Here is a 20,653-nt window from a genome sequence, read left to right on the forward strand (position 1 = left end):
CTTGACGTCAACTAGGCGAGGCGGCGCTCCACCGCGTCGACGATCTCGGCCACCGCCTGGTCGACGGAGACGCCGTTCTTCTGCTCGCCGTTGCGGTAGCGGAAGGACACCGCCCCGGCCGCCACGTCGTCGTCGCCGGCGAGCAGCATGTAGGGCACCTTCGACTTCTGGGCGTTGCGGATCTTCTTCTGCATGCGGTCGGAGGAGGCGTCGACCTCGATGCGGATGCCGTGGGCCTTGAGCTTCTTGGCGACGTCCTGCAGGTAGGCCACATGGTCGTCGGAGATCGGGATGCCGATCACCTGGACCGGCGCGAGCCAGGCCGGGAACGCGCCCGCGTAGTGCTCGGTCAGCACGCCGAAGAAGCGCTCGATCGAGCCGAACAGGGCGCGGTGGATCATGACCGGGCGCTGGCGGGAGCCGTCGGCGGCGGTGTATTCGAGCTCGAAGCGCTCGGGCAGGTTGAAGTCGAGCTGGATGGTCGACATCTGCCAGGTGCGGCCGATGGCGTCGCGGGCCTGGACGGAGATCTTGGGGCCGTAGAAGGCCGCGCCGCCCGGGTCGAGGACCAGTTCGAGGTTCTCGCCCTCGGCGACCTCGCGCAGGACCGCCGTCGCCTCTTCCCAGGTCTGGTCGTCGCCGACGAACTTCACCGGGTCTTTGGTCGACAGCTCGAGGTAGAAGTCGTTGAGGCCGTAGTCGCGCAGCAGGTCGAGCACGAAGCGCAGCAGCGAGACGAGCTCGCCGCGCATCTGCTCGCGGGTGCAGTAGATGTGCGCGTCGTCCTGGGTGAGGCCGCGCACGCGGGTCAGGCCGTGGACGACGCCCGACTTCTCGTAGCGGTAGACGGTGCCGAACTCGAAGGTGCGCAGCGGCAGCTCACGGTAGGACCGGCCACGGGCCCGGAAGATCAGGTTGTGCATCGGGCAGTTCATCGGCTTGAGGTAGTAGCGCGCGCCCTCGAGCTCCATGGGCGGGAACATGCCGTCGGCGTACCAGTCGAGGTGGCCGGAGACCTTGTAGAGGTTGTCTTTGGTGATGTGGGGGGTGTTCACGAAGGAGTAGCCGGCCTCCTCGTGCTTCTTGCGCGAGTAGTCCTCCATCACCTTGCGGATGACGCCGCCCTTGGGGTGGAAGACCGGCAGGCCGGAGCCCAGTTCGTCGGGGAAGGAGAACAGGTCGAGCTCGGCGCCCAGCTTGCGGTGGTCGCGCTTCTCGGCCTCTTCGAGGAAGGCGAGGTATTCGTCCTGCTTCTCGCGGGACTCCCAGGCGGTGCCGTAGATGCGCTGGAGCTGCGGGTTCTTCTCGCTGCCGCGCCAGTAGGCGCCGCCCGACCGCATCAGCTTGAAGGCGGGGATGACGCGGGTGGTGGGCAGGTGGGGACCCCGGCAGAGGTCCTTCCAGACGAGGTCGCCGCTCTTGGGGTCGAGGTTGTCGTAGATCGTCAGCTCGGCCCCGCCGACCTCGACGCTCTCGCCCGAGTCGCCGTCGGCCGCGCCGCCCTTGAGACCGATCAGCTCCAGCTTGTAGGGCTCGGCCGCCAGTTCCTCGCGGGCGGCGTCGTCGGAGACGGGCCGGCGGGCGAAGGTCTGGCCCTGCTTGACGATCTCGCGCATGCGCTTCTCGATGCGCTTGAGGTCGTCGGGGGTGAAGGGCGCCTTGACGTCGAAGTCGTAGTAGAAGCCGTTCTCCACGGGCGGGCCGATGCCGAGCTTGGCCTCGGGGAACAGCTCCTGGACGGCCTGGGCCATCACGTGGGCGGTGGAGTGGCGCATGATCGCCCGGCCGTCGTCGCTGCCGATCTCCACCGGCTCGACGACGTCGCCCGCGCCGGCCACGGCCGCGAGGTCTTTCAGCTCGCCGCCGACCCGGGCCGCGATCACGGTCCGGCCGTCGGCCTCCAGCAGCTCGCCGTACGTCGTGCCCTCCGTTACCGAACGCTCGACCCCTGCGACGGTGACGGTGATAGCGGACACGATGGTTCTCCTCAAACGAACGAGCGTGGATGTCAGGCCGACTCTACCGGGATTGAAGCGAGACGCGGACGGCCGAAGGCCGGCTGTGGCTCGCGTTGTGGATCTACCTGAAGACGCGTCCTATTTCCCGCGCCGGTCCGGTGCGCCCAGCGCGATCAGCTCGGCCACGGTGCCCGCGAAGACGTCGAGATCGAGCGGGCTGGCGGCGTACTGCTGGATGGCCCAGCCGGACCACGGCGCGGGCACCCGCGGCTCCCCGATCGGCCGGCCCGGGTCGGCGATCCACAGGGGGTAGTCGGACAGGCCCTCGCAGTTGCCCTCGGCGGCGAAGTGGAGGTGCGTCCAGACGAACGGGAGCAGCCCGCAGCGGCGGGTGACCTCGGCGCACCAGCGGCGGCCGAACTCGGCGACCTCGGCGGCGGGCAGCCCGTCGGTGGCCTTGAACTCCAGCGCGGCCAGGTCGCCGGGGGCGAGCCGGACGGTCTCCAGGAAGTGCCTGGCCTGGGCGCGGGCGTCGCCCAGCGGCCGGGCCACGTGGTAGGCGCCGCGGACGAACCCGGCCCGGCCCATGGCCGTCCAGTTCTCGGCGAAACGGGTGTCGGCGAGCCGGTCGCTCTCGGTGGCGCGCGCGAAGGCGAACACCGCGTCGGTCTCGGCCTGGGCCGACCAGTCGACGGGGCCCTGCCAGTCGGACACGTCGATGCCGTGGATCACCGCTGAAGGGTAATACCGGCGTCATCGGGTCGCGACCGGTTCCCATATTTGACCGCTCGTTCCACATAGGCGTACGGTCCTCCCATGGCACGGGCCAGGGAGTTCGACACCGAGGCCGCCGTCGAGGCGGCCATGTGGGCCTTCCGGCGCACCGGTTTCGAGGGCACCTCGATCCAGGACCTGGTCGAGGCCACCGGCGTCGGCCGGGGGTCGCTCTACGCCGCCTTCGGCAGCAAGGAGGGCCTCTACCTGGCGGCGGTCGACCGCTACCGCGACAGGTACGCCCTCCCGCTGATCGAGGAGCTGCGGCGCGGACTGCCGGTCCGCGACCTGGTCCACGGGATCCTGCTCGACCTCGTCGACGAGATCGCGGCCGACGGCAACCGGCACGCCTGCCTGATGGTGAGCGCAGCGGTCGAGCGGGCGCCCCACGACCCCGAGGTGCGGGTGCGCATCCGGGCGACCACGGCCTCCCTGGAGGACGCGTTCGCCGACCTGATCGGCGCCCAGGGCCTCTCGGGCGACCGCGACCCGCGCGACCTGGCCCGCTTCCTGATGACGACCATTCACGGAATGCGCGTCATGGCCGCCATCAACCCCGACCGGGCGGCCCTCACGGCGATCGCGGAGGTCGCCCTGGGCTGCCTGGCCTAGTTTTTTCACGCCCGAATTCTGTAACGAACAGTCAAGAAAAGGAGCCGTCGATGGACACGATCGGCGTCGGCATCATCGGAGCCAGCCCGGACGGCTGGGCCGCGTTCAGCCACGTCCCGGCCCTCAAGGCGCTGCCCTGCTACGAGCTGCGGGCGGTCGGCACCTCCCGGAGGGCCTCCGCCGACGCGGCGGCGGCCCGGTTCGGGGTCGCGGCGGCCTTCGACGACCACGAGGCGCTCATCGCCCACCCCGGCGTCGACCTGGTGGTGGTGGCCTCGACGGTGACCCGCCACCACGAGCACGCCGCCGCGGCGCTGGCGGCGGGCAAGATGGTCTACTGCGAGTGGCCGCTGGCCGGCCGGCTCGCCGACGCCGAAGACCTGGCCGCGCGGGCGGCGGGCCGGCGTACCGTGATCGGGCTGCAGGCCCGGTACGCCCCGGCGGTGCGGCACGCCCGCGACCTGGTGGCCGGCGGCTACGTCGGCGAGGTGCTCGGCACCACGCTGATCGGCTCGGGCATGTCGTGGGGCGGCGAGACCGACCGCGCCCACGTCCACCTCTTCGACGCCGCCGTCGGCCTGTCCCCGCTGACGGTCTCGGCCGCGCACGCGCTGGAGGCGGTCACCCACGTGCTGGGCGGCTTCGCCACCGTGTCGGGCCAGCTGACCACGGCGCGGTCGCGGACGCGGGTCACCGACGACGACACCACGATCCCGTTCACCGTCCCCGACCAGGTGTCGGTCGTGGGACGTCTGGAGAGCGGCGCGGCGGTCTCGCTGTTCTACCGCGGCGGGTGGTCCCGGGGCGAGAACCTGCGCTGGGAGATCAACGGCACCGAGGGCGACCTGGTGCTGCGCGCGGACGGCCCCAACGGCAACCTCCAGACGCGCGACCTGGTGCTCGAAGGCGGCCGGGGCGACGACGACTCCGTCCACGAGATCGCCGTGCCCGGCTCCTACTTCGACCCGGTGCCGCGCACTCTGGAGGGCCCGGCGCAGAACGTCGCCCAGGTCTACGCGGCGCTCGCCCGCGACCTGCGCGAGGGCACCCGGACCGTGCCCGGCTTCGACCACGCCGTGGAGCGCCACCGTCTCGTGGCCGCTCTGGAACGACAGCAGGTCAGCGGCGCTCCAGCAGCTCGGTGAACAGGGCCTCCCAGCGCGGCATAATCGAGTCGGCCGTGTAGTTCCTGGCCGTCTCCAGCGCCGCCGCGCCGAGCCGCTTGCGCAGCGTGTCGTCCTCGATGAGGCGGGTGATGCCCTCGGCCAGCGCGGTGACGTCCTTGGGCGGCACCAGCAGGCCGTTGACGTTGTCGACGATCACGTCGCCGGGGCCCGTCGGGCAGTCGAAGCTGACCACGGCCAGGCCGTGGGCCATGGCCTCCAGCATCACCATCGGCAGGCCCTCGAACCGGGAGCTCAGCACGTAGATGGAGGAGTCGGCCAGCTCGTCCCAGAGCTTCTCGGTGCGGCCCCGGAACCGGACCCGCTCCGCCTCGGTGATCTTGTTCAGCAGCTTGGGGAGCGAGGAGCCCTCGCCGTACACGTCGAGGGTCCAGTCCTTGTGCGGGACCTGCTCGAAGGCGGGGATCAGCAGGTCGAAGCCCTTCTGGGCCTTCAACCGGCCGGCCGCGATCACCCGGCGGTTCGTCAGCTGCGACTGGCGGCGCCCGGCGATGTGCACGGAGTTGGGCATCAGCCGGGTCTTCACGCCGGGGGCGAGGCGTTCGTACTCGTTCTTGTCGGTCCGGGTCAGCACGGTGACCAGGTCGAGGCGGCTGTAGTGGCGGGCGATGTCCTGGCGCACCGGCTCCTTGTGGGTGCGCAGGTTCATGTGCTCCTGGCCGACCCGCACGACGCTCTTGCGGCCGTGCCGGGCGGCGATCAGGTTCAGCGCCGGCCGGGTGGTGACCAGGATGCCGTCGTCGAGGCCGGCCACGTATTCGGTGACGGCCTTCTCGACGTGGGCGGTGAACCAGTGGGCGGCGAACTCGCCCTCGGGCACCGCCTTGCCGCGCAGCCGCCGCATCACGCGGTCGGTGAAGGTGACGGGCTCGATCCCGCCGCGTTCGTCGACGATGGCGGTGATCTTGACGCGCGGGTCGACCTCGAACTGGGGGCGGTCGCGGCGCTGGACGGTGCTGACGATCTCGACGTCGTGGCCGCGCTGGGCCATCGCGTTGGCCTGGGTGATGACGGTCCGAATTGTTCCACCCATGCCGTACGCGTGGAGGAGCATATAGCGGATCTTCACTTGGACAGGTACCCCCAGCTAACGCTCATCGGGCGGAGCACGTCGGGAATCTCGGACTCGTCGGGCAGGTCGCGCCCCTTCTGGACCTCGCCGGAACGGATCTTGTCCTTCCAGTCGCCCAGACCCTTCTGCACGACCGTCTGCGCGGAGCCGTAGCGCAGCATGCCGGGCTCGAAGGGGATGCCGAGGAAGTCGCAGACCGCGCGGATCTCGCCCTCGGGGTCGGCCGTGAGCTCCTCGTAGTGGATCGTGTGACCCGTGAGGCCCTTGCGGGCGCGCTCGACGGCCTTCATGTAGCGCAGCGCGTCGGCCGCCGCCCCGGCGAAGTCGCGCTTCTCCGGGTCGGCCTCGTGCCACGACCGCGCGATCGAGACGGGGTGGCGCAGCAGGAAGACGAACCGGGCGTCGGGCCAGCAGGCCGCCAGGCGCTCGAAGGCGAAGGCGTTGGCCGGGGTCTTGTCGACGATGTGGCTCTTGCCGCTGCGCAGCAGCTCGCGGTGCAGCACCCGGTCCCACAGCAGGTGCTCAAGGTCGGCCTGGTTGTGACCGAGGGCGTGCATCGCCCGTTCGGCCAGCCCGGTGCCGAAGCCGACGGTGAGGCGGCGGACGTGCAGTTCGTGCGGGGCGTGCAGCAGCGAGTGGGCGTTCAGGATCGAGCGCAGGAGGGTCGAACCCGACCGCACCGGCGACATCACGAAGATGGGGGCGCGCAGCAACCGGTCAGTCCGGGCGTCGGCCGGGGGCCGCACCTCCGAGGCGGGCGCGGGGGCGGGCTTGGCCGCCTTCGCCGCTTTCCCCACCTTGCCGGATTTGGGCGAGTTCGCCGATGCGGACTCGCCCATCTTCGTCAGATGAAACCCGGTGAACTCGCCCAGCGCAACGTTCACTCGTTGTTTCCAGTTCATGTGTGGACCTTACGGACTTTCCCTGAGAATTACCTGGAACTGCCCGTAGGTTGGCACATCAATGGCGGTGCGTGTGATCAGGATGACTGATGTCGCCCGGGTGCTCGTAACCGGGCGTCAACACCGCGGCCGCGCAGCGGGCGTCCGCCCAGAGCGCGAACCGCCGCCGCCGGGCGGCGTCGAGGAGCGTCGCGCGGATGCGCGGCGCCGCCTCGGCCAGGCTCAGATCCCGTCTCGTGTACGCCCCCACGACGAACACCTCGTCGCCGTGTGCCACGTGATCGCCCTCGGCCGCCCCGAACACCACCTCGGGCACCAGCTCGGCGCGGGTCACCACGTAGTCGGCCGCGACCCCGTTCCGCCAATGGGTGACGGCGCGGGCCGGCCCCGGCCGGTAGCGGTCGGGGTTGGCGGCGTAGTAGCGGCGCACGTCCTCCTCGGAGACCGTGACCCCGGCCGTGAGGTCGCGGTAGACGGCCTGGGCCAGCCGGTCGCCGGTGAGCACGGCGGCCATCACGCTGCCGAGCTCCAGCCGGGCGGTGGCCGACAGCTCCATCGGCGGCCCGGCCCAGGGCGCGAGCCCCCGGCGCGCGGCCTCGGCGGCGATCACCCGTTCGGCGACCAGGAGCTGCACCACCCAGCGGCGGAGCTGGCGGCCCTCGGTGGTGCCGTCGGCCGGGAGCAGGTCGCCGCGGGGACCGCGGCGCAGTGCGGCCATCCGGCCGGCGACCTGCTCCAGCGTGACGGGGGCGCCCTCGACGAGAGCGGTGATCACCGGTCCCCCCTCACCCTGAGCGGCACGGCGGGCGAGTAGCTCACCCGGCCGAACCACATGGCCTTGACCAGCACCCACCAGTCCCCCGGCCGCATGCCGAGCGGCACGTCGGCGACCACGTCGAGCACGACCTGCTCGCCCGGCGCGATCTCCAGCGGACGGATGAGCGGCCCGGTGACCCCCCAGGTCCCCCACGGACCCAGCACCTGGACCTCCCCCCTGAGGGCGAAGACGGCGCGATTGGTCAACGTGACCGGCAGCAGGGCCGTCCGCCCGGGAGCCGCCTCGAGGCCCTCCTCCGGTACGTCCACCGCGAGCAGCGACGCCGGACCGGGGCTGACCGGCCGCCCCGAACCGTCGAGGAACACGACGTCCTCGTGGGTCTGGCCGCCGTGCGCCAGCGTGACCGCCACCGGGAAGGGGCCCTCCCCCGCGCCGGGCGGCGGCGTCACCGCGACGTCGAAGGCGGTCCAGCCGCGCGGCGGGAGCCGTACCGGACGATCGGACGGCGCGGCGGCCCAGCCGGGCGGCACGACCACGCGGACCTCGCCCTCGGCGGCGGCGTCGACGAGGTCGGAGGCCAGGGAGACCCGGACCCCGCCGGAGACCGCCCGCGCGTGCACGCTCAACGGCTGGTAGCCGAGCGGCGCCGAACCCCGGTTGTGCAGCCAGTAGCGCGAGAACACCGGCTGCGCGGGTTCGGCGGCCCGCCCGAGGCGGTCGCCCGGCCCTTCGGGGTCGCGGGCGTCGGTCTTCAGCACGAACGTGGCGATCTCGCTCGGCCCGAGGTCGGCGACCAGTGCGCCGTCGCGCACCTTGGCCTCGCTCGTCGCGGTCTCCAGCAGGTCGGCCACCGCCGCCTCGACCAGCGGGAACGGTGAGGTCACCCGCAGCGAGACGGGCGTGCCGTGCGGCTCGTAGAACCGCGCGGCGACCCCGGCGCGCGGATCGGCCGGGACCGACCGGCCGCCCGCCGTCGGGTTCCCGGCCGCCTTGAAGGCGGCCAGCACGGCCGCTCCGGCGGGTTCGACGGTCACCAGCGACGCGGTCGCGGGCAGGGGGCCCGGATGGGCCGGTTCGACGACCGGGCGCAGCGGGTGGCCGTAGTCGTGCGCCTTGGCGACGATCCCGGCCGCGCGCCAGTCGCCGCCGCCGGAGGCGATGGCGTAGTCGAAGGTGTGGCTCCAGTGCTGGAGGCCGAAGCCGGTGCCGTCGGGGGCGGTCCGGCGCGGCGGGTCGATCCACATGCCCGACGGCCAGCCGGTCGACGACCGCATGAGCGACAGGTGCAGCCGCCCCCGGGTGTCGACGGCGAACCCGGGCACGCCCCGGTTCAGCACGGCGACGGTCCGGCGCTCCTCGGCGTGGTCGGCCGTCTGGTCGACCGTGATCACGTGATCCTCGATAACGTTGTCCGGCGACCCGGCGAGCACCACGACCGGGATGTCGAGCGCGCCGCGCAGGTCCGACTCCGGGTGGAAGGCCTGCTCGCGGGTGTGCCGGCCGGGCAGCCAGACGACCGCCGACCCCTTCTCCGCGAGCTGCCGGTTCAGCTCCTCCGTGTAGGCGGGCCCGGCGGCGCGCAGGGCCTCGGCGGTGAAGGCGTTCTCCTCCGGCCCGCCGACGGCGAACCGCACGTCGGGCAGGTTGGAGTCGAAGGCCAGCAGGCCGTAGCGGGTGCCGTGGGCGTACGCCGTCGTCGAGGTGACCCCCGACTGGGCCAGCTTCACCGCCAGGTCGCGCGCGTCGGCGGTGTCCTCCTCGTGCGGCACGACGATCTCGGCGACCGCGATCGGCACGCCGGTCCCGTTGGCGAAGGCGATCCGGGCCGGGGCGCTCAGCCCGAACCACTGGTAGGCCGGGTTGTCCAGCGTCCACGGATGCTCGGCCGCGTCGACGTCGGGGTGCGCGAACGGCCGCCCGACGACGGCGTGGCCGACCTCGGAGACCGGCACCGCGCCCGGCACCGCGCACGGCCAGCGGAGCCGCACCAGCTGGTCGGCGCCATCGAAACCGTCGACGTGGGTGGCGCAGTCCACCCGCGCGAGGCCGTACCACAGAGTGACCGTCTGCGTGTACGTGATGGGACCGAGGGAACCGGTGACGGTGATCCGCCGGCCGAGCCGCGACCGCTCGGTCGTCACCGAGCGCGCGGGGAGTGCGGCGCTCCCCGTGGAGACGCCCGTCGGCAGCAGGTGCCACGGGCCCTCACGGAAGACCGGGTGTTCGTGGTACTCCTCGTACACCACCAGCTCGTTGCCTACCTCGCCGGGCGTGATCAGCTCGTCGCCCGTGGCCAGGTCGACCAGGGAGACCACGCCGCCGCCCCGCGCCGGGTCGACGGTGAGCCGGTGGAACTCGTTCTCGATCGTGTACGCGTCCTCCACGGCCCATTCCCCGCCGGCACCCGATGCGGCGAGGCGGTAGGAGCGGTAGCCGACCGACGGCACGTCGGCGGCCAGGAAGACGATCTCGGCGCGGGTGTCGTCGGCGTGCTCGACCAGGCACGGGACCTCGGTCCCGGTCTCGTCGGTCAGCCCGGTGAACGGCGCGGGCACGGTGGCGCGCACGACGTCGGTGCGCGGCCAGGCGTTGGCGTTGTAGACGATCACGCTGTCGCTCCGCACCTCGGTCCGCGCGGCCAGCTGCCGCAGCGCCGCCGTGTGCACCTCCGCCGCGAGGTCGTACGCCTCCCGCCACCCCGCCAGCAGGTCGAGGTAGACCTGGTCGGACTCGGTGCCGGTGATGGCGTCGTGGTGGGCGCCGAACACGAGCTGCCGCCAGGCCTTGTCGAGCGCGGCCTCCGGATACTCCGCGCCCCCGGCCAGGCAGGCCAGCGCGGCGAACCGCTCGGCGTCGAGCAGTTCGTTCTCGGCCGCCCGCTGGGCCTGCTTGGTGTCGATGTACGACACGTCCTTGCCGGTGTAGATCGGGTTCATGTCCCGGGTCTGCGGCGACAGGCGGCGGCCCTCGGCGGCCAGTTCGGCGGTGACCGCCGAGAAGAACTCACGCGGGATCGCGCACCGGAACCGCGGCCAGGCATAGCGGGCGTTCCAGTCGCGGTGGATGTCGGTCAGCCACTTGTTCGGCGGGCTGTAGTCGGTGCCGACCGGGACCAGCACGTTCCTGGTCGCGGCGACCTTCTTGAGGTCGAGGAACAGCCCGTACACCGACTCCTCGGCCGCCTCCAGGGTCTGCGCGGAGTCCATCGACCAGCCCGCGCCGTAGTGGGCGGCCATGTAGTGGGTGAGCAGGCCGCGCCCCGACGGGGAGATCCACTCGAACTCGGTGCGGAACTGCATGTCGGAGGGGTCGCCGTGCGGCGTGTCGTAGGTGCCGACCTCCAGGATCGGCCCCCACTGGTGGAACGGCCCGCGCGCCCACGCCGACGAGGTGAGCCCGACGTCGGCCATCATGCCGGGGAACTGCGGGTCGTGCCCGAACGCGTCGAGCTGCCAGGCCGTCGCGGGCTCCCCGCCCAGGACGTCGCGCTGGAAGCCGATCCCGTAGACGGCGTTGCGGATCGTCGTCTCGGCGCCGGTGAGGTTGGTGTTGGGCTCGTTGTAGGTCCCGCCCATGATCTCCAGGCGGCCCTGCCCCACCAGGTCGAGGATGATCGCGCGCTGCTCCGGGAAGCTGTCCCAGTAGGGCTTGAGGTAGTCGACCTCGGCCAGCACGAACTTGTAGTCGGGGTCCCGGCGGGCCAGCTCCAGGTGGGCGTCGATCAACTGGAACGCGGTGAACTGGAAGCTCATCCGGATCTCTTGGGCGTCCGGCTGGTCCTCCCACTCGCTGGCGTACCCGGCCTGGGTGTTCCACCAGACGGGGTCGTAGTGGAAGTGGGAGACGAGGTGGACGGTCCAGCCGGGCTCCGCGACGGTGATCAGGGCGGTCGCGGAGGCGTCTCCGGCCGACACCTCGACGGTGATCCGGTCCCCCGGGCGGGCGTCGGTCGAGAAGGGGACCTCGTGGGTCCCCGTACCGGAGACACCCCGGAGTTCCCCTCGCGCCCCGCCCGTGACCTCGATGTCGACGAGGCCGGCGAAGGCCGTGGTGACCCGCAGGATCTGGCGTGGGGCGTCGGCCGGTCCGGCGAACAGCTCGGTCGCCTCGATCGTCAGATTCATCCTTTGACCGCTCCGCCGGTAAGGCCCTTCACGAAGTTCTTCTGCAGGGCGAGGTAGAAGATCAGGATCGGCAGCGTCGCCAGGAACATGAAGGCGAAGACCGATCCGAAGTCCGATTGGTACTGCCCGATGGCCCGGTAGACGCCGACCGTCACGGTCGTGCCGCTGTCGGGGCCGAGGACGATGAGCGGGGTCAGGAAGTCGTTCCAGATCCACACGCCCAGGAAGATCATCACGCTGGCCGACGCGGGCCGCAGCAGCGGGAAGACCACCTGCCAGAACACCCGGAACCGGTTCGCGCCGTCGAGCGCCGCGGCCTCTTCGAGCTCCAGCGGGACGCCGCGGACGAACCCCATGAACAGCAGCACCCCGAACGGCACGTAGTAGCCGACGTTCACCAGTACGAGCCCCTGCAGGGTCGTCATCAGGTCGAACCACTTCAGCACGGTCGTGATCGGGGCCATGATGACCGGCACCGGGATCATGAGCCCGCACAGCAGCGTGCCCATGACGACCTTGGCGGCCCAGTGCCGCGAGCGGGCCAGGTAGTGGCCCAGCATCGCCGAGAAGACGGTCAGCACGGTCACCGACAGGGCGGTGACGGCGATCGAGTTGATCAGGCCGAAGGTGAACAGGTGGTCGGGCCGGTTCAGCACCGCCGCCAGGTTGTCGAAGGTGGGCGGGAACGGCAGCCCGGCCGGGTCGGCCACCACCGCCGCGCTCGGTTTGAAGATGTTCACCAGCACCAGGTAGAGGGGCAGGAAGAACACCACGCCCACGAACGTGGCGACGATCGGCCGCGCGTTCACTGGGACACCTCTCTCTTCTGCAGGAACCGCAGCACGACCACCGAGATGAACGCGACGATCGCGAGCATCACCGCGGCCAGGGCCGAGGAGTAGCCGATCCGGTTGCTCACGAAGGCCGTCTGCACGACCTGGAAGGCCATGGTCACCGTGGTGCCGTTGCCGGGCCCGCCGTTGGTGATGACGCGCACCTGGTCGTAGGCCTTGAAGCCGGTGATCAGCAGCATGACCACGTTGATGGTCAGCGCCGGGGCGAGCATCGGCCAGGTAACGTTGCGGAAGCGCTGGAGCGCGCTCGCGCCGTCGATCGAGGCGGCCTCGTTGAGCTCGCGGGGCACGCCCTGCAGCCCGGCCAGGTAGACCACGACGCAGAAGCCGAGCATCTGCCAGGCCATGATCCAGGCGATCGAGTAGATGGCCAGGCCGGGGTCGGACAGCCAGCCGGGCGGCTCGTCGACCCCGAGGCCGCGCAGGGCCGAGTTGAGCAGGCCGTCGTCGGTGAGGATGGCCTGCCAGATGACGCTGATGACGACCGAGCTGAGCACGACCGGGGTGAAGAACACCCCGCGCAGCAGCACGTAGAGCTTGGTCGGCCGGTCGAGCAGCATGGCGATCAGCAGGCCGCCGGCGTTGGCCAGCACCGTGATGATGGCCGTGATGATCACCGTGTTGAGCAGCGCCTGGTGGAACTCGGCGTCGCTCAGCAGGTTGACGTAGTTGCGCAGGCCCACGAATTGGGTGGGCGGGTTGAACGGGTTGAGGTTCGTCAGGCTGTTGTAGCCGGTCATCCCGATCGGGACGAGCACGAACAGCGTGTACGCCAGCAGTCCGGGCAGGGCGAACAGGGAGAATCTGCCCAGGGCCGGCAGAAACCTGCCGTTCCTCCTGGGAGGCCGCGCGGGGCGCGGCGTCACCCGCGTCTCGCGGTGCGTCGTCTGGGTCATGGGGTCACCGTCTGGGCGCGGGGCGCGCGTCCGCGCGCCCCGCTGAGCCTGGTCTGGAGCATGGGGGTTACTGGGTCGCCTTGGCGTACTCGTCGTCGAGGAACTCGGCGAACTGCTGGGCGTTCTTCTTGCCGGTGATCAGGTCCTGGACGCCGAGGGCGGCCTTGTCGGCCAGGCCCGGGGGCAGCGCGCCGTCGCCGGCCTCCTGCGAGAAGGCGTCGAAGATCGAGCCCTCCTGCATGCCCTTCTGGTAGATCTCGACGGTCGCGTTGTAGACCGGGCCCATGTCGGCGGGCGGGGTGTAGCCCTTGATCGCCGGGATCGAGCCGTCGGCCTTCACGAACGCGTCGTTGTTCTCCTTGTCCTCGTCGAAGGCCAGGGCCCACTTCTTGGCCAGCTCGACGTTCTTGGCGGTCGCGCTCACGAGGGTGCCGCCGCCGGTGAAGGTCGGGGTGACCGGGGAGCCGTCGTCGGTCGGCCACGGGAAGGCGCCGACCTCGAACGACGGCTTGTTGGCGTCGGCCGAGGTGGCGAACCAGGAGCCCATGGGGTACATGGCGCCCTTGCCGTCGCGGAAGGCCTGCTCGGTGTCGGCGTACGACCTGCTCAGGCCGGCCGGGTCGATGTACTCGTTCTTGGCGAGGTCCTCGATCTTCTTGGCGGCGGCCACGAAGTCGGGGTCGGTGAACTTGACCTTGCCCTGGGCCCGCTGGAGCAGCCAGTCGGGCGTTGTCTTGTAGACGTCGGTGGCGACCGTGCCGGTCAGCGGGTACATGTCCGCCCACGTGTCGGCGCCGCCGCCGCCCACGATGAACGGGGTGGTGCCGCCGTCCTTCAGCTTCTTGGAGATGTCCAGAAGCTCCTGGTACGTCGTCGGTGTCGCGGTGATGCCCGCTTTGGCGAACATGTCCTTGTTGTAGTAGACAACCGGGATGACCTGCGTGTTGTACGGGAGCTGGTAGACCTTGCCCCCGATGGCCCCCGCCTTCGGCGCGATGAAGTTCTTGAGCTCCTCATCCGTGAACGGCGCCAGCTTCCCCGCCTGGGCGAACCCGGCGGGGTTGACCGACTGCAGGATGTCGGGCAGGTTGCCCGCGGCGTCCAGCTGCTTGGCGTACGCCGTGCGGTCGATGTTGGGCGTCACGAGCTTCTTGATGGTCACCTCGGGGACCTTCGCCGACGCCCGCGCGATGGCGGCGTCCCAGAAGGCCGCGTTCAGGTTGGGCGTCTCGAAGACCAGGAAGCTCAGCTCCACCTTGCCGCCGGCCGACGCGCTCGCGCCACCCTCCGCCTGGGGGGTCTCGCCCACGCCACAACCGGCCGCCGCCAGCACCGCGGCCAGGCCGAATATCAAAGTTCTGCGCATCAGCACAGCCCTCCTCGTTGCCGATCCGGCTCCCCGAAGCCGATTGAGATAACGTTATCCCGATACCGTAGAGTGTTGCGCGGAGGTTTCAAGAGCGAGGCGGGCAACGAATTGGTCACGGGCCGAATGGCGTCAACGGGCGATCATGCGGATGATAGGCGGATGCAGGAGAAGCCGAGGGCGCGGAAGGGCCGCAGGCCGACGATGGTCGACGTCGCCCGCGAGGCGGGCGTGGCGCTGCGGACGGTCAGCCGGGTCGTCAACGACGACGCGACCGTCGGGGCCGAACTGGTCGAACGGGTCAGGAGCGCCATCGCGGCCCTCGACTACCGCCCCGACGAACGGGCCCGCCACCTGCGCCTGGGCGTGACCGGCACCCTCGGGGCGGCCGTCCGGCAGCTGTCCCACGTGAACCCGGTGCTGCGCGCGGTCGAACGCGCCGCCCGCGCCGCCGGCCTCATGGTCCTCGCCGCCTCCACCGAAGACGACGAGAAGATCGAACGCCACGTCGTCGAGTCGATGTGCCGCCGCCGCTTCGACGGCATCCTGCTCGAACCCATCGGCGCCGACCACGGCTACCTGGTCCCCGAGCTGGCGGCCGGCCTGTCGCTCGTCGCGGTCGACCGCCCGGTGCTCGGGCTGGAGGTCGACTGCGTCCTGTCCGACAACGTCGCGGGCATCGAGACCGCCTTCGCCCACCTGGTCGCCCACGGTCACCGCCGGATCGCCTACATCGGCGACGACGAGCGGATCTACACCGCCCAGGAACGCGCCACCGCCTTCCGCGCCTGCCTGCGCGCCCAGGGCGGCGCCGCCGACGCCATGATCCACACCGGCCCGATACAGCGTGAACGCATCCACCGGGCCCTGGAGAGCGCGCTGTCGGGCCCCTCCCCCGCGACCGCCGTCATCACCGGGAACGCGACGCTCAGCGTCGAGACGGTCCGCTGGTTCCGCGACCACGCCGACGACGTGGCGATCGTCGGCTTCGACGACTCGGAGCTCGCGACGCTGCTGCGCCCCGACCTGACCGTGGTCGCCCAAGACGACGCGGCCATCGGAGACACGGCCATCACGATGCTCCGCACCCGCATCGCCGAACCGGCGACCCCGGTGCGTAAGGTCACCGTCCCGGTGACGCTGCGGGCCCGGGGCTCGGGCGAGACGACGCCGAAGCGGCCCTGACCCGCCAGGCCACGACCGCACAGGCGAGCACGACAAAGACCAGCTCGTGGGTGGTGCCGTCGGCGCCGGGCACGCGGCGAGGAAGCGTCGGCGGGCGGAGGGTACTGGGAATCGTCGGACCCACCGGGCTGCCGGAAAACCAGGACGTTCATCGTGTTCGATCGGAACTCCTGCCGATGAGATGAGCCGCGCCGGTCCCCCGACTGCCGGGCCCACCATGGCGGGCCCGGCACACCTTCCCTACTGCGCCGGAAGTGCCGCACGCAGCGCCGCGACGGCGGCGGTCTCCGCGCGGTGGATGGTCGCCAGTCGCTCACCCAGCGCCGGGAAGAATCCGGGCTCCGGCGGCGTCGCCTCCGCCTTCAGCGCCCACAGTTCCGCCGCCGCCGACTCCGCGTCGGCCGCTCCGGCGGAACCCTCGGCCACGGCGGCCCGGACGGCCGCGGTGAGTTCGCGCAGCCGCCGGTTCTCCGTCTCCGGCAGCGCCGTCTCGGCGAAGTCGTGCCACAGGCCGTGGATGCGCCGGAACTCGGCCGCGAGGTCGCGCAGCGGCAGGCCGAGCAGGTCGGCCGCCTCGTCGAGGCCGTCGGCGAACAGGTCGCGGTGGTTGCCGCCGTCGGTGCCGACCGGCTCGACGGCCTCCCAGATCGACAGCATCGCGCCGGCCAGCCCGCGCCCATCGGCGAACACCTTCGGCCAGCCCTTGGCCGCCGACCCGTCGACGACGGTCCGGCTCCACTTGCGCCAGGCCGGCAGCGAGAACGAGTCGGACGACCCGCTGAGGTGCTCGGCGCAGTCGCGGAGCCCTTCCAGCACCGCCTCCTCCAGCCGGAGCGGGCCGGGCGTGAGGGCGTGCAGCATGTTCTTGTACGACCCCACCCGCCCCCGGGCCGCGTCGAGCCGGGCCCGGTCGACGCGCAGCGGCGCGAGGTTGCGGTCGTCGACCCAGACCCCGTCGCCGTCCTCCCGGTAGACCACGACCGGATGCCCGCCGTGGCCGTCGAGGACGGCCGGGGCGTGCCAGTAGCCGATGTGGTAGAGATCGGGCAGCACCACGCACGCCCGCCCCGCCGCGAGCTCGGCCGACAGCCGCGCCGACGCGCCCTTGGCCCCGCCGGTGGTGTGGACGTCGAACGGCACCCCGAGCCGGGTCAGCGTGGTGTCCATCCACTTCTGCGGATACTGCCAGCGGTTGCGGAACCCCAGCACGACGGTGGCCGACTGGTCGCGCTTGAACTCCCAGAGGATGTAGCCCGCGCCGAGCCCTCCTCCGGCGAGGTAGACGAGCGGCTCGCTGACGGGGAACCCGCCGTTGCGCAGGACGTTGGCCACCGCCGCCGAGGCGGAGTGACGGCCGCCGTGGAGGGTCCAGCCGTGGTTCGTCTGCGGCCCCGCCGCGCCCGCGACGTGCATGCGGGCGGTGGTGTAGCTCTCGCCCGTCTTGGCCATGCGCGCCCGGATGCGCGCCTTCAGCTGCTTCTTGCCGGTCATGACGACTCCATCGCGGCACACGCGAACGCCCGGTCCACGCCCGCGGTGTTCGGTTCGGCCGCATCGGTTGTCGCCGTGTCGGACCAGCCGCGCTCCAGAGGCGATGAGGTCCCCTTTGCCTCCGCGTGCGACGGGCCGCGTGGAGACCCGCTGAAGGAGGTTGGGCGGTGGAGCCCGCCACCGCCGAACCTACACCTTCGGGATGTCGACCGCGATCTCGTCGCCCAGCCGGTATCCGGCGGCCAGGTCGAGCCGGTCGCCGCTCCAGAAGCGCCCCGGGTCGTACCAGTTGGCCGCCTTGCGGTTGGTCAGCAGGCCCATCGCCTCGTAGGTCACCGCCACCACCTCGGCGCAGTAGGCCGACTCCAGGGCCATGTCGCGCGCGCGCCGCGAGGGCAGGCGGCCCTTCAGCCACCGCCCGGCCAGCCGTGCCGTGGACGGGAAGGGGGTGCCGTCGAGGCGGGCGATGGTCTTCAGGACGCCGTCTTCCATCTCGCGCGTCACGTCGGGCTGGAGCTGGCGCAGCCAGCCGCGCTGGCCGTAGCGGTTCGACCACGTCACCACGGCCTCGCGCAGGTCGTGGAGCTGCACGCCGCGCTGGCGGGTGCCCGTCCACATGTCGACCAGGGACTTGCCGAGCTCGGCGTGCCACATCAGCGGCGGCAGGTCCTCGATCACGACCGACATGCCGACGTGGTTCACCGGGCTGTTGGTCGTCATCTGGATCGCCCGGTCGGGCACGGACCGGCCGCGGAAGACCCACACGTCTCCGGTACGGGTCTGGGTCAGCGCTTCGTCGAGGGTGATGCCGCTCATATCGGTAACCTAAGCACATGCGCTGGTGGAAAATCCTGGGCCTGGCCGCCTTCGCCGGGGTCGCGGCGAGCGGAGTCATCGCGGTGCGCGCCGAGCGCCGCCGCCGGGCCTACACCCCCGAGGAGATCCGCGACCGGCTCCGCGAACGGACGGCCGAGATCTCCTCGTAGGGCGCTCTGCTAGTTCCGCACCGATCGGGGCGGCACGGTGTTGCCGGTCAGCGCCGCGTCGTCGATCGAGACGGGGCGGTAGGGCAGGCGGGCCAGCCGTTCGCGCATGAAGCCCACCGGGTCGGCCAGGTCGTCGGCGCGGGCGCTGACGAACGCCCACTCGTGCTCGTCGGAGCCGTAGTAGACGACCGACGGGAACGCCCGGGTGAAACGGTCCCAGGAGCGGCGCAGCGTGTCGTTGCGCCACATCGTCATGCACCCGGCCTGCGTTGACACCACTCCCCCAGGTGCCAATGCCTTGCGGCACATCTCCAGGAACGCCGTTCCGTAGAGGCGGTCGTGCTGCGCGTCGCCCTCGGGGCTCTCGTCGGGCAGGTCGACCACGATGACGTCGTAGCCGGCGGCCGACTCGAGGAAGGCGTAGCCGTCTTCGTAGCGCATCCTGATCGGGCCGGCGCCCCGCTCGGCGGCGGTGAGCTCGGTGACGGTGTAGCCGTAGGGCAGGTGGTCGGCGCAGATCCGGACCGCCCGCCGGTCGATGTCGACGTGGTCGACGGCCTGGGCGCCCGCCGCGACCAGGATCTGGCAGGCCACCCCCTCGCTCGACCCGATGACCAGGCAGCGGTCGAGCCGGTCGGCGAGCAGCGCCGGGGGGATGACCAGGGCCTCGTGGTAGACGAGCTGGCTGAACTCGGTCGACTGGCGCTCGCCGCCGCAGAACAGGCTCGCGCCCTGCTCTGTGACGGCGACCAGGACGTCTTGGAACGGGGTCGTCTCCTCGTGGAGCACGGCGTCGACCCGCCACAGGCGGCGCATGCCGCGGGTCGTCGGCTCGTCGATCCACAGGTGACCGTCGTGTTCGATCAAAGTGTCGCCTCCACTCGCTGACCGCCTCTGCCGATGATCCTCGTCGTCACCCGGCCCGGTGTCAGCTCCGCGGCGAGCACGCTCACGGCCTTGCGGGGGTCGGCGCGGTCGCCGCAGGTGAAGACGTCGACGAACGCGGCGCGGTGCTGGGGGTAGGTGTGCAGCGAGGCGTGCGACTCGGCCAGCAGGGTCAGGACGGTGACCCCCTGGGGGACGAACCGGTGGGAGACGACCTCCATGACGGTCGCCCCGGCCTCCTTCATGGCCCTGGGCAGCAGGGTGCGCAGGAGTGATTCGTCGTCGAGGAGCGCCGGGTCGGCGTCCTCGAACTCGACGATGACGTGGATGCCGCTGAACCGGCCGATCTGCGCGGTCATCAGCCCGGCACGCAGAAGGTCGGCAGCGCGGGCAGGCCGTTGACCGCCGCGCAGGAGTAGCTGGAGGTGTACGCCCCGGCGTCCATGACCTCGATGGGGTCGCCGGGGGCGAGCGAGAGCGGCATGGCGTAGTCGGTGTGCTTGTAGAGCACGTCGTCGCCGTCGCTGGTCGGCCCGGCCAGCACGACGGGCCCTTCGGGGCCGAACCCGGCGGGGGCGTGGATGCGGTAGGCGATGGTGTCGTTCTCGGTCTCGACCAGGCCGTTGTAGCGGCCGACGTCGAGGAACACCCAGCGGCGCGGGTCGGCGGGGACGCCGCCGCGGACCGCCACGACCTCGGCGCGGATCATGCCAGACGGGCCGACGAGGGATCGGCCCGGCTCGATGACCAGTCGCGGACGGTCGCGGGGTTCGAAGTGGCGGGCGAGCGACAGGTCGATCGCGCGGGCGAACTCGTCGGGGGTGGCCGACCGCTCGCGGTAGGAGATCGGGAACCCGCCGCCGATGTCGATGACCGGCAGCCGCACGCCCTCGGGTTCGAGCATCTGGGCGATCTTCGCGGCGGCGGCGATGCCGGCGTCCCAGGCCGCCAGGTTGCGCTGCTGCGAGCCGACGTGGAACGTGACACCCTGGGGCCGCAGACCGCGGTCGGCGGCTTCCGCGAGCATCTCTGGTGCCGCCTCCTCGGGGCAGCCGAACTTGGCCCCGAACGGCATCGCGGCGGCCGGCGGGGTCACCTGGATGCGACAGAAGACCTTCGACCCGGGCGCCTCGACGATGATGTTGCGCAGGTCGCCGGGGTTGTCGAAGGCGAAGGTGCGCACTCCGCGCTCGTAGGCGGCGGCCACGTCGGAGCGCTTCTTCACCGGGTTGCTGAACGACAGCCGGGACGCGGGCACCCCGCGCGCCAGGCAGAGCTCGATCTCGGCGAGGCTGGCGACGTCGAAGCCGGCGCCTAACCGGGCGAGCGTGGTGATGACCCCGGGTGCGGCGTTGGCCTTGACCGCGTAGAGGATCTCGGCGCCGATGAACGCGTGGCTCATGGTCCGGTAGGTCGACTCGAGGGTCGGCAGATCGATGAGCAGGCAGGGACTGGGCGTCTCGTGACGGTCGGCGAAGGCGCGCAACCGCACTGCGGCCCCCTCCATCGCGCCCTCGACACGTCGAGTGAGAGTCAGGTCTGGCACGGCTCCCCCTTACTTTCCGTGGTATATCGCCCACCGAAAG

General features: G+C 71.4%; 18 protein-coding genes. 4 read left to right on the forward strand and 14 right to left on the reverse strand.

Features of this window, described 5'->3' with window-relative positions; translation table 11 throughout:
• Positions 1 to 11 precede the first annotated feature (11 nt).
• Both thrS and FDA94_RS24180 read right to left on the reverse strand, forming a co-directional pair.
• Positions 12 to 1,976: a threonine--tRNA ligase gene (gene thrS, locus FDA94_RS24175; protein WP_212735477.1), complete on the reverse strand. Its 1,965-nt coding sequence runs from the start codon at positions 1,974 to 1,976 to the stop codon at positions 12 to 14.
• Between the two features lie 120 nt (positions 1,977 to 2,096).
• Complete coding sequence (locus tag FDA94_RS24180; RefSeq protein ID WP_137249368.1) at positions 2,097 to 2,690, reverse strand: glycoside hydrolase family 25 protein; 594 nt, start codon at positions 2,688 to 2,690, stop codon at positions 2,097 to 2,099.
• 84 nt (positions 2,691 to 2,774) lie between these two features.
• Between FDA94_RS24180 and FDA94_RS24185 the strand changes: the two genes are divergently transcribed.
• Together FDA94_RS24185 and FDA94_RS24190 are read left to right on the forward strand one after the other, a co-directional pair.
• Positions 2,775 to 3,344, forward strand: a complete 570-nt coding sequence (locus tag FDA94_RS24185) for a TetR/AcrR family transcriptional regulator (protein WP_137249369.1) — start codon at positions 2,775 to 2,777, stop codon at positions 3,342 to 3,344.
• A gap of 50 nt (positions 3,345 to 3,394) precedes the next feature.
• Positions 3,395 to 4,489, forward strand: a complete 1,095-nt coding sequence (locus FDA94_RS24190; protein ID WP_137249370.1) for a Gfo/Idh/MocA family protein — start codon at positions 3,395 to 3,397, stop codon at positions 4,487 to 4,489.
• Here FDA94_RS24190 and FDA94_RS24195 read toward each other — a convergent pair.
• The 7 genes from FDA94_RS24195 to FDA94_RS24225 all read right to left on the reverse strand — a co-directional run bounded on the left by FDA94_RS24195 (position 4,464) and on the right by FDA94_RS24225 (position 14,520).
• Positions 4,464 to 5,582, reverse strand: coding sequence for a glycosyltransferase family 4 protein (locus tag FDA94_RS24195; RefSeq protein WP_246060132.1), 1,119 nt, complete (start codon positions 5,580 to 5,582; stop codon positions 4,464 to 4,466). The two genes, FDA94_RS24190 and FDA94_RS24195, sit on opposite strands and share 26 nt — an antisense overlap.
• Before the next feature lie 11 nt (positions 5,583 to 5,593).
• Positions 5,594 to 6,484: a sulfotransferase family protein gene (locus FDA94_RS24200; protein WP_246060133.1), complete on the reverse strand. Its 891-nt coding sequence runs from the start codon at positions 6,482 to 6,484 to the stop codon at positions 5,594 to 5,596.
• 76 nt (positions 6,485 to 6,560) lie between these two features.
• Positions 6,561 to 7,277 (reverse strand): DUF7158 domain-containing protein, encoded by a 717-nt coding sequence (locus tag FDA94_RS24205; protein ID WP_212735478.1) that lies wholly within the window; start codon positions 7,275 to 7,277, stop codon positions 6,561 to 6,563.
• On the reverse strand, positions 7,274 to 11,404 hold the full coding sequence (locus tag FDA94_RS24210; RefSeq protein WP_137249373.1) for a glycoside hydrolase family 38 N-terminal domain-containing protein: 4,131 nt from the start codon (positions 11,402 to 11,404) through the stop codon (positions 7,274 to 7,276). The genes FDA94_RS24205 and FDA94_RS24210 overlap by 4 nt, the downstream gene beginning before the upstream one ends.
• Positions 11,401 to 12,213: a carbohydrate ABC transporter permease gene (locus FDA94_RS24215; protein ID WP_212735479.1), complete on the reverse strand. Its 813-nt coding sequence runs from the start codon at positions 12,211 to 12,213 to the stop codon at positions 11,401 to 11,403. The genes FDA94_RS24210 and FDA94_RS24215 overlap by 4 nt, the downstream gene beginning before the upstream one ends.
• Positions 12,210 to 13,154: a carbohydrate ABC transporter permease gene (locus tag FDA94_RS24220; RefSeq protein ID WP_137249374.1), complete on the reverse strand. Its 945-nt coding sequence runs from the start codon at positions 13,152 to 13,154 to the stop codon at positions 12,210 to 12,212. Before FDA94_RS24220 ends, FDA94_RS24215 begins: the two co-directional genes overlap by 4 nt.
• A gap of 67 nt (positions 13,155 to 13,221) precedes the next feature.
• A complete protein-coding gene (locus tag FDA94_RS24225; RefSeq protein WP_137249375.1) occupies positions 13,222 to 14,520 on the reverse strand; it encodes an ABC transporter substrate-binding protein in 1,299 nt (432 codons plus the stop codon).
• Positions 14,521 to 14,682: 162 nt separating this feature from the next.
• On the opposite strand from FDA94_RS24225, the gene FDA94_RS24230 reads away from it, so the two are divergent.
• Complete coding sequence (locus FDA94_RS24230; protein ID WP_212735480.1) at positions 14,683 to 15,705, forward strand: LacI family DNA-binding transcriptional regulator; 1,023 nt, start codon at positions 14,683 to 14,685, stop codon at positions 15,703 to 15,705.
• Positions 15,706 to 15,945: 240 nt separating this feature from the next.
• On the opposite strand, the gene FDA94_RS24235 is transcribed toward FDA94_RS24230, so the two are convergent.
• A complete protein-coding gene (locus FDA94_RS24235; RefSeq protein WP_137249376.1) occupies positions 15,946 to 17,196 on the reverse strand; it encodes a BtrH N-terminal domain-containing protein in 1,251 nt (416 codons plus the stop codon).
• A gap of 189 nt (positions 17,197 to 17,385) precedes the next feature.
• The gene (locus FDA94_RS24240) at positions 17,386 to 18,012 is read right to left on the reverse strand and encodes a hypothetical protein (RefSeq protein WP_137249377.1); all 627 of its coding nucleotides are present in this window, start codon (positions 18,010 to 18,012) and stop codon (positions 17,386 to 17,388) included.
• Between the two features lie 17 nt (positions 18,013 to 18,029).
• Here FDA94_RS24240 and FDA94_RS39410 point away from each other — a divergent pair, with 17 nt between their 5' ends.
• The gene (locus FDA94_RS39410) at positions 18,030 to 18,182 is read left to right on the forward strand and encodes a hypothetical protein (protein ID WP_170991095.1); all 153 of its coding nucleotides are present in this window, start codon (positions 18,030 to 18,032) and stop codon (positions 18,180 to 18,182) included.
• 9 nt (positions 18,183 to 18,191) lie between these two features.
• Here FDA94_RS39410 and FDA94_RS24245 read toward each other — a convergent pair whose 3' ends face one another.
• The 3 genes from FDA94_RS24245 to FDA94_RS24255 are packed head-to-tail and all read right to left on the reverse strand — an operon-like array spanning position 18,192 to position 20,613.
• Positions 18,192 to 19,049, reverse strand: coding sequence for a spermine/spermidine synthase domain-containing protein (locus FDA94_RS24245; protein ID WP_212735481.1), 858 nt, complete (start codon positions 19,047 to 19,049; stop codon positions 18,192 to 18,194).
• Complete coding sequence (gene speD, locus FDA94_RS24250) at positions 19,046 to 19,426, reverse strand: adenosylmethionine decarboxylase (RefSeq protein WP_062428271.1); 381 nt, start codon at positions 19,424 to 19,426, stop codon at positions 19,046 to 19,048. Before speD ends, FDA94_RS24245 begins: the two co-directional genes overlap by 4 nt.
• A complete protein-coding gene (locus FDA94_RS24255) occupies positions 19,426 to 20,613 on the reverse strand; it encodes a type III PLP-dependent enzyme (protein WP_212735482.1) in 1,188 nt (395 codons plus the stop codon). The genes speD and FDA94_RS24255 overlap by 1 nt, the downstream gene beginning before the upstream one ends.
• Positions 20,614 to 20,653: the final 40 nt, after the last annotated feature.

It is taken from the genome of Herbidospora galbida, from assembly GCF_005233835.1.
In the GTDB taxonomy this organism is placed as follows: Bacteria; Actinomycetota; Actinomycetes; order Streptosporangiales; family Streptosporangiaceae; genus Herbidospora; species Herbidospora galbida.

What these genes read in the sequence shown, in the direction of transcription:
- FDA94_RS24185 (WP_137249369.1), top strand. Translation starts at nt 2,775, where the DNA reads ATGGCACGGGCCAGGGAGTTCGACACCGAGGCCGCCGTCGAGGCGGCC.
- FDA94_RS24190 (WP_137249370.1), top strand. Translation starts at nt 3,395, where the DNA reads ATGGACACGATCGGCGTCGGCATCATCGGAGCCAGCCCGGACGGCTGG.
- FDA94_RS24195 (WP_246060132.1), bottom strand. Translation starts at nt 5,582, where the DNA reads ATGCTCCTCCACGCGTACGGCATGGGTGGAACAATTCGGACCGTCATC.
- FDA94_RS24210 (WP_137249373.1), bottom strand. Translation starts at nt 11,404, where the DNA reads ATGAATCTGACGATCGAGGCGACCGAGCTGTTCGCCGGACCGGCCGAC.
- FDA94_RS24220 (WP_137249374.1), bottom strand. Translation starts at nt 13,154, where the DNA reads ATGACCCAGACGACGCACCGCGAGACGCGGGTGACGCCGCGCCCCGCG.
- FDA94_RS24225 (WP_137249375.1), bottom strand. Translation starts at nt 14,520, where the DNA reads ATGCGCAGAACTTTGATATTCGGCCTGGCCGCGGTGCTGGCGGCGGCC.
- FDA94_RS24230 (WP_212735480.1), top strand. Translation starts at nt 14,683, where the DNA reads ATGCAGGAGAAGCCGAGGGCGCGGAAGGGCCGCAGGCCGACGATGGTC.
- FDA94_RS24235 (WP_137249376.1), bottom strand. Translation starts at nt 17,196, where the DNA reads ATGACCGGCAAGAAGCAGCTGAAGGCGCGCATCCGGGCGCGCATGGCC.
- FDA94_RS24240 (WP_137249377.1), bottom strand. Translation starts at nt 18,012, where the DNA reads ATGAGCGGCATCACCCTCGACGAAGCGCTGACCCAGACCCGTACCGGA.
- FDA94_RS39410 (WP_170991095.1), top strand. Translation starts at nt 18,030, where the DNA reads ATGCGCTGGTGGAAAATCCTGGGCCTGGCCGCCTTCGCCGGGGTCGCG.
- speD (WP_062428271.1), bottom strand. Translation starts at nt 19,426, where the DNA reads ATGACCGCGCAGATCGGCCGGTTCAGCGGCATCCACGTCATCGTCGAG.